The 11,714-nt window shown below is 67.6% G+C and carries 9 protein-coding genes; 3 read left to right on the top strand and 6 right to left on the bottom strand.

Annotation, left to right across the window (positions count from 1 at the left end; all coding sequences use genetic code 11):
* Positions 1-121 precede the first annotated feature (121 nt).
* The gene (locus RMO01_RS16755; RefSeq protein WP_309630205.1) at positions 122-325 is read right to left on the bottom strand and encodes a DUF2892 domain-containing protein; all 204 of its coding nucleotides are present in this window, start codon (positions 323-325) and stop codon (positions 122-124) included.
* Positions 322-1,635, bottom strand: coding sequence for an FAD/NAD(P)-binding oxidoreductase (locus tag RMO01_RS16760; protein WP_309630206.1), 1,314 nt, complete (start codon positions 1,633-1,635; stop codon positions 322-324). Before RMO01_RS16760 ends, RMO01_RS16755 begins: the two co-directional genes overlap by 4 nt.
* Before the next feature lie 171 nt (positions 1,636-1,806).
* Here RMO01_RS16760 and RMO01_RS16765 point away from each other — a divergent pair, with 171 nt between their 5' ends.
* Genes RMO01_RS16765 through RMO01_RS16775 form a run of 3 tightly spaced genes read left to right on the top strand, consistent with a single transcriptional unit; the run spans position 1,807 to position 6,400 of the window.
* Positions 1,807-2,841, top strand: a complete 1,035-nt coding sequence (locus tag RMO01_RS16765; protein WP_309630207.1) for an efflux RND transporter periplasmic adaptor subunit — start codon at positions 1,807-1,809, stop codon at positions 2,839-2,841.
* The gene (locus tag RMO01_RS16770) at positions 2,838-6,068 is read left to right on the top strand and encodes an efflux RND transporter permease subunit (protein ID WP_309630208.1); all 3,231 of its coding nucleotides are present in this window, start codon (positions 2,838-2,840) and stop codon (positions 6,066-6,068) included. The genes RMO01_RS16765 and RMO01_RS16770 overlap by 4 nt, the downstream gene beginning before the upstream one ends.
* Entirely contained in the window at positions 6,065-6,400 is a 336-nt protein-coding gene (locus RMO01_RS16775) for a metalloregulator ArsR/SmtB family transcription factor (protein ID WP_309630209.1), read from the top strand. Before RMO01_RS16770 ends, RMO01_RS16775 begins: the two co-directional genes overlap by 4 nt.
* A 412-nt stretch (positions 6,401-6,812) precedes the next feature.
* Here RMO01_RS16775 and RMO01_RS16780 read toward each other — a convergent pair whose 3' ends face one another.
* The 4 genes from RMO01_RS16780 to RMO01_RS16795 are packed head-to-tail and all read right to left on the bottom strand — an operon-like array spanning position 6,813 to position 11,704.
* On the bottom strand, positions 6,813-7,163 hold the full coding sequence (locus tag RMO01_RS16780; RefSeq protein ID WP_309630210.1) for a DUF3147 family protein: 351 nt from the start codon (positions 7,161-7,163) through the stop codon (positions 6,813-6,815).
* On the bottom strand, positions 7,164-7,787 hold the full coding sequence (locus RMO01_RS16785; RefSeq protein WP_309630211.1) for a transmembrane anchor protein: 624 nt from the start codon (positions 7,785-7,787) through the stop codon (positions 7,164-7,166).
* 15 nt (positions 7,788-7,802) lie between these two features.
* A complete protein-coding gene (locus RMO01_RS16790) occupies positions 7,803-8,531 on the bottom strand; it encodes a HupE/UreJ family protein (protein ID WP_309630212.1) in 729 nt (242 codons plus the stop codon).
* Entirely contained in the window at positions 8,528-11,704 is a 3,177-nt protein-coding gene (locus RMO01_RS16795; protein ID WP_309630213.1) for a CusA/CzcA family heavy metal efflux RND transporter, read from the bottom strand. Before RMO01_RS16795 ends, RMO01_RS16790 begins: the two co-directional genes overlap by 4 nt.
* Between the last annotated feature and the right edge of the window lie 10 nt (positions 11,705-11,714).

An 11,714-nucleotide genomic window follows, 5' to 3' on the forward strand; every position in this document is an offset into this window, starting at 1 on the left:
TCGTTCCGGGCGCGCCATTCTTTGCCGGGGTCCAACCAGTTGTGACGTCCGACAGCGGCACTGCTGCCGACTTCGACTGATTTGATCGTCGACCCCGGCCCGCAGCCGCACGGTGACCGTTCTATCGAAACGCTCTCCCGGGCCGCATGCCCAGCCGCCCGAATAGCTTTGCAGCCGGGCAGAAGCGGGTGATCGACGCCTGTAGAAGGTTCAGGCCGACGAACACGGTCAGCCACATCCATGCCGGGTGAACCCAATGGGTCAGGGCGACGCTGACCAGCACCATCAGGCCGGCGAACATCATGACGGCGCGATCGAGGCTCATGCCTTCGGCTCCTGTGCGGGGGTGGATTGGGTCGTGCGGCGCAGCTTGTGGGCGCCGATCAGGTCGAGAGCCAGCTTCTCGTAGAGCGGCTCGGCCTGACCCCTGCGAACCTTGTGCAGGAAGTAGCCCTCGAAGGCGACCTTGGCGGCGTGCACCCAGCGGCCGCTGGCCGACCAGTTGATGTTGCGCGGCGGGATCTGCGGCTGGGCCATGAAGGCCACCCCGCCGTCGCCGAAATCGGCCAGGCAGATGGCGTTCCAGCTGGCCTCGTTCGTCGGCGCCTCGCCGTCGAGGATCTGCTTCAGATTGGCCGCGATGGCTGTGACCATGCTCTCGATCATGAAGCCGGTCTTGGGCACGCCCACCGGCACCGGCGTCGGTCCGGTCGGCGGGATGGCGATACAGACGCCGAGCGCGAAGATGTCCGGCCAGGTTGGATTGCGCTGGTGTTTGTCGACCAGGATGAAGCCGCGCGGATTGGTCAGCCCCTCGACCCCGCGCACCGCCTCGACCCCGCGGAAGGCGGGCAGCATCATGGAATAGGCGAAGGGCAGGTCGTGACTGGCCTTGACGGCGCCGTCCTCGGCGATCTCCTCGACGTGCATGAGGCCGGCCTCGACGCCCTTCACCCTGGCATTGGTGACCCATTTGATGTGCCGCTGGCGCATCTCGCTTTCCAGCAACCCCTTGGTGTCGCCGACCCCGTCGAGGCCGAGGTGGCCGATGTAGGGTTCCGAGGTGACGAAGGTCATCGGCACCTTGTCGCGCACCTTGCGGCGGCGCAACTCGGTGTCGAGGATCATGGCGAATTCATAGGCCGGGCCGAAGCACGAGGCGCCCTGCACGGCGCCGACCACGATCGGGCCCGGGTTTTCGACAAAGCGGTCGAAGGCCACGGCGGCCTCGACCGCGTGATCGACATGACAGATCGACACCGTATGGCCGTCTGGGCCGAGGCCCGGGATCTCGTCGAAAGCAAGATCAGGCCCGGTGGCGATCACCAGATAGTCGTAGTAAAGCGCGCGACCGTCGGCGAGATCGATGCCCTTCTCGGCGGGGCGGACGCCCGTCGCGGCGACGTTGATGAACTCCACGCCCTTGCGTTTCATCACCTCCGGCAGGCTGACTTCGATGGCTTCGCGCTTGCGCCAGTTCACCGCCACCCAGGGGTTCGACGGGGTGAAATGGAAGATGTCGCCCTTCGACACCATGACGATCCGCGCGCGGTCGCCCAGGACGTGGCGCAGTTCATAGGCGGCGATGGCGCCGCCGAGGCCTGCGCCCATGACAACGATGGCGGGCCGATCCATGTGCGGTCTCCTTCCCGGGACGGTTCATTGACGCCCGATCCTGCGCCGGCCCGACCCGCCCTGCCTTGATCCGTATCAAGGCTCACGACCGGCGGCTGGAGGACAGTGCTCAGGCTTGCAATCATATTAGCTACATATAATATTAGAGCAAGCTTACATAAGGACGGCCAGATGAAAACGCCCACGGCCCTGTTCCCCGCCCTCGCCGCAGCCGCCCTTCTGGCCGGCGCCCTGTCGGCCTGCGGCGGAGAGCCTCAGATTGCGGCGACCGCGCCGGTGCGCGGCGAACGCCTGACCGTGACCGAAGCCCCGATCGACGCGGTCAAGCCGGCCTCGGCCGTGGTCGCTTCGCGCGATCTCGGCGAGGCGCGGGCCCGTATCCCGGGCACGCTCACCCAGCTGAACGTGCGCGAGGGCGACACGGTGCGTCAGGGTCAGATCATCGGTGTGGTCGTCGACAACCGGGTCGGCCTCGAGACAGCGGCCTACGGCGCCCAGGTCGCGGCCGCCGAGGCCGAGGCCGGGCGCGCCCGGGCCGATCTGTCGCGGATCCAGACCCTGTTCGATCACGGCATCTATGCCCAGGCCCGGCTCGATCAGGCCTTCGCCGCCTCCCGGGCCGCCGACGCCCAGGTGCGTGCGGCGCGCGCTGTGCGCTCGGCCAGCGCCGAGACCGGAACCCAGGGCCGAATCCTCGCCCCGACCTCCGGGCGGGTGCTCGCCGCTGACGTGCCCGCAGGTTCGGTGGTCAGCGCCGGCCAGTCGGTCGCCACCATCACCGCAGGCCCGCTGGTCCTGCGGCTGGAATTGCCCGAGGCCCAGGGCCGCAACCTGCGGGTCGGGCAAGGCGTCGTCGTTTCGTCCGAGGACCTGCCCGGCGTCAGCGCCGGGACCATCGCCCAGGTCTATCCGGCTGCGACCGGCGGCCAGATCACCGCCGATATCTCGGTCGCCGGCCTGAACAGCGACCGCGTCGGGCAGCGGGTCACCGTCCTGGTTCCGGTCGGTCAGCGCCGCGCGCTGGTCATTCCCCGCCGCGCCGTCGCCACCCGCTACGGCATCGACTTCGTCCGCACCATCGACCGCGCCGGCCGCGTCAGCGAGGCGCCGGTCCAGCTGGGCGGCCCCGTCAACGGCGACCGGGTCGAGGTGCTGTCGGGTCTCGCCGCAGGCAATGTGGTCCTGGCCCTGGAGACGGCCCGATGAACCTGGGCCTGTCCGGACGGCTGACGAAGGCCACGCTCAATTCGCCGCTGACCCCCCTGATGCTGCTGGCGGCGATCGCCGTCGGCCTGATGGCCGTGCTGTCGATCCCCCGCGAGGAGGAGCCGCAGATCAGCGTGCCCATGGTCGACATCATGGTTTCGGCCCCGGGACTGAGCGCCTCCGACGCGACGGAACTGGCGGCCAAGCCGCTGGAAGCCATCGTCCGCAGCATTGACGGCGTCGAACACGTCTACACCCAGGTGCAGGACGACCAGGTCATGGTCACCGCCCGCTTCCTCGTCGGCTCCGATCCCGACGACGCGGCGGTTCGCGTGCATGAGAAGGTGCGCGCCAACTATGGCTCCATTCCCGTCGGGGTGTCCGAGCCGCAGATCGTTACCCGCGGTATCAACGATGTGCCGGCCGTGGTCCTGACCCTGACGCCGCGCGCCGACGCCGCCGCACGCTGGAGCGACCAGGCCCTGTACGACGTCGCCGCCCGCCTGCGCACCGAAATCGGCAAGGTCGAGGACGTCGGCCTGACCTTCATCGTCGGCGGACGACCGTCCGAGATCCGGGTCGAGCCCGATCCCGCCCGCATGGCCGCGCGCGGCGTGGCCCTGTCTTCGGTGCTGGAGACTGTCGCCCAGGCCAATCGCAGCTTCCCCGCAGGCGCCTTCCGCGACCAGGGCCAGGCCGTGTCGCTGCGCTCGGGCGAGCGGCTGGCCACGCCTGATGACGCCTCCCTGCTGACCGTCAGCTCCATGGCCGGCGAGCCCGTCTATCTGCGCGACGTGGCGACCGTCGTTCAGGCCCCGCGCGAGGATCAGGCCCGCGCGGCCCACTACGCCCGGAGCGGCGACGGCTGGAGCCGCACGCCCGCCGTCAGCCTGGCCGTGGCAAAGCGTCAGGGCGCCAACGCCGTGGTGGTCTCCCATGGTGTCATGCAGCGGGTCGAGGCGCTGAAAGGCACGCTGATCCCCGACGGCCTCGAGGTCGTGGTCACCCGCGACTACGGCGAGACCGCCAACGAGAAGGCCAACGAGTTGCTCATGCACCTCGGCCTCGCGACCATCTCCATCGTCATCCTGATTGGCTTCGCCATCGGCTGGCGCGAGGCGGGCGTGACGGCGGTGGTGATCCCAACGACCATCCTGCTGACCCTCTTCGCCTCCAACCTGATGGGCTACACCATCAACCGCGTCAGCCTGTTCGCCCTGATTTTCTCGATCGGCATCCTCGTCGACGACGCTATCGTGATGATCGAGAACATCGCCCGGCACTGGGCCATGAACGACGGCCGCAGCCGCGCCCAGGCCACCGTCGAGGCCGTGGCCGAGGTCGGCAATCCGACCGTGGTCGCAACCCTGACGGTGGTCGCCGCCCTCCTGCCCATGCTGTTCGTCTCTGGCCTGATGGGCCCCTATATGGCGCCGATCCCGGTCAACGCCTCGGCGGCCATGGTCTTCTCCTTCTTCGTCGCCGTGGTCATCGCGCCGTGGCTGATGATCCGCTTTGCCCGCAAGACCCTGTCCGGCGGCCATGGCCACGATCAGGACGGCGGCATGCTGGGCCGCCTCTACCGCAAGGTCGCAACGCCGGTGATCCGTTCGCGCCGCAGCGCCTGGACCTTCCTGATCGTTGTCGGCCTCGCAACCCTGCTGGCCATGTCGATGTTCGGCTTCCGCGCGGTGCCGGTGAAGCTCCTGCCGTTCGACAACAAGTCCGAGCTGCAGATCGTGCTCGACATGCCCGAAGGGACCAGCCTCGAGACCACGGAACGCACCCTCGCCGGGGCCGCGGCCGTGGCCGGGAGCCTGCCCGAGGTCGAGTCGCTGGAGAGCTACGCCGGGACCGCCGCGCCGTTCAATTTCAACGGCCTGGTGCGCCACTATTTCCTGCGCGCCGGCGCCGAACAGGGCGATCTGGCCGTCATGTTGGCCCCCAAGGGCGAGCGCAGCCGCAGCAGCCACGCCATCGCCCTCGACCTTCGGCGGCGTCTGGCCGACCTGCCGCTGCCGGCCGGCTCGTCGCTCAAGGTGGTCGAGGCCCCGCCGGGGCCGCCCGTGCTGGCGACCCTGCTGGCCGAGGTCTACGGCCCCGATCCCGCGACGCGCCGCGCCGTGGCCGCCGAGCTGGAGACCCTGTTCCGCGCCGAGCCCTCGGTGGTCGACGTCGACAACAGCTACGGCGCCCGCCGCCCGGTCCTGCGCCTGATCCCCGACCGCGAGAAGATCGAGCGCTTCGGTCTGTCCGAGCGCGAGGTCCACGACTCCATCGCCGCCGTCATGGGCGGCCAGATCCTTGGTTACGCCGCGCGCGACGACGAGCGGACCCCGGTGGAGATCGCCGTGCGCCTGCCCCAGTCGGCCCGGACCTGGAACGAACAGATGGCCGTCATGCCGGTGGCCGTGACCATAATCGACGGCGGCCGGCGGCTGGTCGAACTGGGCGAGGTGGTCGAGGCGCGTCACGAGCTGGCCAGCTGGCCCGTCTACCGCCGCGACGGCCGCGCCGCCGAGATGGTCACCGCCGAACTGGCGGGCCAGTTCGAGGCCCCGATCTACGGCATCCTCGCCATAGACGCGGCCATCGAGGCGCACGACTGGAAGGGGCTGCCGCGCCCCCAGGTCCGGCTCAACGGCCAGCCTACGGACGAGACGGTTCCCACGGTGCTGTGGGATGGCGAATGGGAGATCACCTGGGTCACCTTCCGCGACATGGGCGCCGCGTTCGGCGTGGCCCTGCTGGGGATCTATGTTCTGGTCGTCGCCCAGTTCAAGGATTTCCGCATTCCGCTGGTGATCCTGACGCCCATCCCCCTGACCCTGATCGGCATCGTCATCGGCCACATGCTTTTCAGAGCGCCGTTCACCGCCACCTCGATGATCGGTTTCATCGCCCTGGCGGGGATCATCGTGCGAAACTCGATCCTGCTGGTCGACTTCATCCGCCATGCCCGAACGCCCGGACGCCCCCTGCGTGAGGTGCTGCTGGAGGCCGGGGCCATCCGCTTCAAGCCCATCCTGTTGACCGCGCTGGCGGCGATGATCGGGGCAGCGGTGATCCTGTTCGACCCGATCTTCCAGGGTCTGGCGATCTCCCTGTTGTTCGGCCTGATCTCCTCGACGATTCTGACGGTGCTGGTGATCCCTGCAATCTATATCGCGTTGAAGGACGACGGCCGACCCCTGGCCGCGCCCGGCCCCGCGGAAGAGACGCCATGAAAGACGCCTTGCCCATGCCGAACGCCGCCGCCCTTGCCAAGCTTGAGGCGAGTGCGGCTCCCGCAGCCCGGCTTTTGCAGCTGTTCGCCAACGAGCAGAGGCTGATGCTGATGTGCCGGCTCGGTGAAGGCGAGTGCGCGGTCGGCGATCTGGCCGGCTACGCGGGTCTGTCGCAGTCGGCCTGTTCGCAGCATCTCGCCCGCTTGCGCCAGGCCGGCGTCATTGCTCCGCGACGCGAGGCCCAGACCATCTACTACCACATCTCCGACCCAGGCGCCGCCCGCCTCATCGCCCTGCTCTGCGACATCTACCGCGACAAACCCGAAGGATAGACGACAGGAGCTATTTCCACGCCCGCACCATCGAGGACGACTTCGACGCCGTCGTCGAACGCACCCGCGCCGCCTTGCAGATCGGAATGTCGTGTTCCCGGCACCGCGCCGACGTCTTTTCCGGGCGCCGAGCAGAAATGGCACCAGGTCCTTTGGTGCGATCTGTAACCCCGAAGGTGGTTTTCAGGCGTTGGAACAGTGAAGATTTTCCGGCGGAGATAGTCTGGGGTTCTCTGGTCGCCTCGTCGCTGGATTCCTTGTCAGAACGACTGGAGGAGATATCCGGGAAGGGTCAGTTGCGCCGGTGTGGCCGGCTCGGTCGGGACAGGCCCCAGGGAATCGTTCGCTCGATGCGCCTTCTGCCGAACAGACGACAGGTCTGACCCCGGGTAGATGGTAGGGGGAGCGTCGATTACAGCCGCAGACCTAACCTCGGCCCGAGCCAGATCATCAGGCTGTAGAGGACGATCGTGAGCAGGCATCCGACGATCAGGGCGGCCCGGAAGTCGACGCCGGCTTTCAGCAGGACGGGGATGGCGAGGAACATCGGCAGGGAGGGCAAGACGAACCAGAAGGTCGCCATAGCATGGTCAGCCATGTTCGCGGGGTCCGGACGATCGCGCCACAGCCAGATCATGCCGAGCACCGAAATCAGTGGCAGAGACGCGATGAGCGCGCCAAATCCGGGATAGCGTCTGGACACGGTCGAGATGGCCGCGATGATCACGCCGGAGAGCGCGGCCTTGAGGATGAAGTAGAGCATCTAGACTACCCGCTTGACCTCTGAATATGCCCCCTCAGTGCGCAGGGTGATGGTCACCGGCTCGCCGGTGCGGTTGCGCCAGAACCAGCCGTGGCTGCCTGTGAATGCAGCGACGAGTTCGCCCTCGACCCGTTGCTCCGAGCCTTTGCCATAGCCGTGGTAGGGTGTGCCAGGTCGGTCGGCGTGGGTGTCGAAATTGACCGCACCGCCGCTGCTCGTCCAGGTGAAGTCGACGCGCGCGCCTTCCTCCATCACCAGCTTGATCTCGGCGCCCTGATCGGGAGCGAGGGTGATGACGGTTTCGTCCGTGCGTTGGCCGGACGGGGCAGCGGCCGTGTCGGCAGGGGTGACGTGGGCGGTCGTGGTGACGGCGGCCGGGGCGGACGCCGCCAAAGCGAGACCCGCTTCTTCCGCCTCGGCTTCGGCGGCCAGTTGCATCTTGATGCGCCCCATCTCGGTCAGACCGAGCAGGGATCCGATCCGGGTCGGATCGACGCCGTATTCGGCGGGCAGGACGACAGTGACGAGAAGAGCGGAGGCGACCACGACGGCGATGCCGGTCGATTTCAGCAGCATGCCCGTCGAGGGCAGTTCGAAGGCGTCGGGCTTGTTGGCGTTATACATGGGTCAAGTCTCCGGTCAGGCGACGAAGAAGCCGACGAGCTGATAGCCCGCCAGAATGAAGCCGAGGGTCATGACGACCACATTGGCGGTATAGGCGTGGCGCCAGAAGCCGGAGGTCTTCCTCCAGAAGCCCATGACAATCAGGATGGCGCCCAGGGCCAGAAGCTGGCCGATCTCGACCCCGACGTTGAACGCCAGCAGATTGCCGATCAGGCCGTCGGGCGACATGTTGAAGTCCTGAAGTTTGGTCGCCAGGCCGAAGCCGTGGAACAGGCCGAACACCAGGGTCGCGGCCTTGGTGTCGGGCTGGAAACCGAACCAGCGCTGCCAGGCCCCCATGTTGTCGAGCGCCTTGTAGACGACCGACAGGCCGATGATGGCATCCACCAGATAGCTGGAGACGCTGATGTCGGTCAGCACACCCAGCAGCAGGGTCGAGGAGTGGCCGATGGCGAACAGCGTCACATAGATGCTGATGTCCTTCATCCGGTAGACGAAGAAGATCACCCCCAGCAGGAACAACAGGTGGTCGTAGCCGGTGACCATGTGCTTGGCCCCCAGATACAGGAACGGCCAGAACAGGAAGCCCGAGGTCTCCTGAATGTAGCCCTTGTCGCCGTCGGCGACGCCGTGGGCGAAGGCGGCTGTCAGCAGGCCGTTGAGGAACAGAATCAGCAGCCCGAGCACGAGGACGCCGGCGGGCGTCCTCAGCCAGGCAGCCCATCGATGGGTCGTGGCGGTCATGCCTTGCTCCGGTTGAAGGGAAGACGGTTGATCCAGGCGGGCCGCGCGCCGGCAGGGCTTGGCGGACGGCCATGGACCAGGCTGTACAGGGCGGGGAGCACGAGCAGGGTCAGGATGGTCGAGGAGAGGATCCCCCCGATCACGACCGTGGCCAGCGGGCGCTGGACCTCGGCGCCCGCCCCGACGTTCAGCGCCATGGGCACGAAGCCCAGGCTGGCGACCAGGGCGGTCATCAACACCGGCCGCAGACGTGTCAGGGCGCCCTCGCGGATCGCTTCGCCGAGCGGCCTGCCCTCGGCGATGAGGGTGCGGATGAAGCTGACCATGACGACGCCGTTCAGCACGGCGACGCCGGACAGGGCGATGAAGCCGACCGCCGCCGAGATCGACAGGGGCAGGTCCCGCATGGCCAGGGCCGCCACGCCCCCGGTCAACGCCAGGGGCACGCCGGAGAAGACGATGGCCGAGTCCTTCACTGACCGGAACAGGGCGAACAGCAGGCCGAAGATGAGCAGCAGCACCACTGGCACCACCAACTGGAGGCGCCTTGCCGCCGAGATCAGTTGATCGAAGGTGCCGCCGTAGCTGATCCAGTAGCCCACCGGGACCTCGACCTCGGCTCCGACCTTCTCCTGCACCTCGGCAATGAATGAGCCGAGGTCCCGACCCCGCACATTGGCGGTGACCACCACGCGACGCTTGCCGTCCTCCCGGCTGATCTGGTTCGGTCCCGTCTCCACGGCGATGGTGGCGATCTCATCGAGCGGCACGAAGGCGGTTCCGCCAGAGCCAGGCACCGGGATGCGCAGACGGCCGATGGTCTCGGTATCCTGCCGCAGGGTCTCGGGCAGGCGGACCACGACGTCGAAGCGTCGGTCACCCTCGAACACCTGGCCGGCGACCACGCCCCCGATCGAAGCCGACACCACCTGCTGGACGTCGTCCATGCTGATGCCCAGTCGCGACAGGGCGGCGCGGTCGGGTCTGATCTGGAGCACCGGCAGGCCGGTCACCTGTTCGACCGAGATGTCCTCGGCTCCCTCGACGCCGCTGATGACGCTTTCGACGGCGTTGCCGACTTCGAGCAACTCGTCGAGGTCGTCGCCGAACACCTTGATCGCCACGTCTGCCCGGACGCCGGACAGCAGTTCATTGAACCGCATCTGGATCGGCTGGGTGAACTCGTAATTGTTGCCTGGTATCTCGGCGACGGCCGCCTGCATTTCCGCCAGCAGTTCGTCCCGGGGCTTGCGCGGGTTCGGCCAGTCCTTGCGGTCCTTCAGCATGATGAAGGTGTCGGCGACCGAGGGCGGCATCGGATCGGTGGCGATCTCCGCCGTCCCGATCTTGGCCACCACCCGCTCCACCTCCGGGAACTGCGCGATGCGCCGCTCCAGGGCGGTCTGCATCTGCACGGCCTGGCTCAGGGAGGTGCCGGGAATGCGCAGGGCGTGCAGGGCGATGTCGCCCTCGTCGAGGTTCGGAATGAACTCCGACCCCATCCGGCTGGCCCCCAGGGCGGCGATCGCGACCAGGGCGACCGCGACCGCGACGAAAGCCACGCGCAGGCGCAGGGCCATCTCCAGCGCCGGTTGATAGAAGCGCCGCGCTCCGCGCATGACGAAGCTGTCCTTTTCCTCGACCTTGCCGGTGACGAACATGGCCACGGCGGCCGGCACGAAGACCAGCGACAGGACCAGGGCGCAGGTGAGGGCAATGACGACCGTGATCGCCATCGGGTGGAACATCTTCCCCTCGACCCCGGTCAGGGCGAAGATCGGCACATAGACCAGGGTGATGATCAGCACCCCGAACAGGGACGGCCGGATCACCTCGCTGGAAGCCGAGGCGGCCAGGGCGAAACGTTCGCTACGGGTCAGAAGCCGACCCTGCTGATGCTGCGCCTCGCCGAAGCGACGCAGACAGTTCTCGACGATGATGACGGCGCCATCGACGATCAGCCCGAAGTCGAGCGCCCCGAGGCTCATCAGATTGCCTGACACACCGGTCCGCACCATGCCGGTGATGGTCATCAGCATGGTGATGGGGATGACCGCCGCCGTGATCAGGGCGGCGCGAATGTTCCCAAGCAGGAGGAACAGCACCACGATGACCAGAAGCGCGCCTTCCAGCAGGTTCTTCTCGACAGTGTGGATCGCCCGATCGACCAGATCGGTTCGGTCATAGACCGGCACGGCCCGGACTCCTGCGGGCAGCGCCCCGGCTGCTTCGTCGAGCCGGGCGGCGACCGCCCGGGCGACGGTGCGGCTGTTCTCCCCGACCAGCATGAACACGGTGCCGAGCACGACCTCGCGGCCGTCTTCGGTGGCGGCGCCCGTGCGCAGTTCCTCGCCCATGACCAGATCGGCCACGTCGGCCACCCGGACGGGCACGCCGTTGCGGTTGGAGACGGTGATCGCCCCGAGGTCTTCAAGGCCTTCCGCCTGGCCCGGGACGCGCACCAGATACTGCTCGCCGTAGCGTTCGACATAGCCGGCCCCAACGTTGGCGTTGTTCCGGTTCAGGGCCTCCACGACCTCGGCCATGGTGACGCCGTAGGCGACCAGACGGTCGGGCCAGGGGGTGACGTGATACTGCCTCTCGAACCCGCCGATGGTGTTGACGTCGGTGACGCCCGGCGTGTTGCGCAGTTGCGGACGGATGACCCAGTCCTGGAGCGTGCGCAGGTCTTCGGGTGTGTACAGTTCGCCGTCGGGCCGGCGTGCGGCAGGCTCGGCCTCGATCGTATACATGAAGATTTCGCCGAGCCCGGTGGTGATGGGCCCGAGCTCGGGCGTCAGGCCCTCAGGCAACTGCCCCCTCGCGGCCTGAAGCCGCTCGTTGACCAGCTGGCGCGCGAAATAGATGTCTGTGCCGTCCTCGAAGACGACCGTCACCTGGCTCAGTCCGTAGCGCGAGACCGAGCGGGTGTATTGCAGCCCCGGCACGCCCGCGATCGCGGTTTCGACCGGGAAGGTGATCCGCTGTTCCGACTCCAGCGGCGAGAAGCCGGGAGCCTCGGTGTTGATCTGCACCTGGACGTTGGTGATGTCGGGCGTAGCGTCGATGGGCAGGCGCTGGAAACTCCAGACGCCGACCGCGCAGGCCAGGACCACGAGCGCCATGACGACCCAGCGAAAGCGGATCGACAGCGCGATGATGCGTTCGAGCATATTGATCAGC

Origin of the sequence: Brevundimonas sp. (assembly GCF_031412435.1) — a bacterium.
Classification (GTDB): Bacteria; Pseudomonadota; Alphaproteobacteria; order Caulobacterales; family Caulobacteraceae; genus Brevundimonas.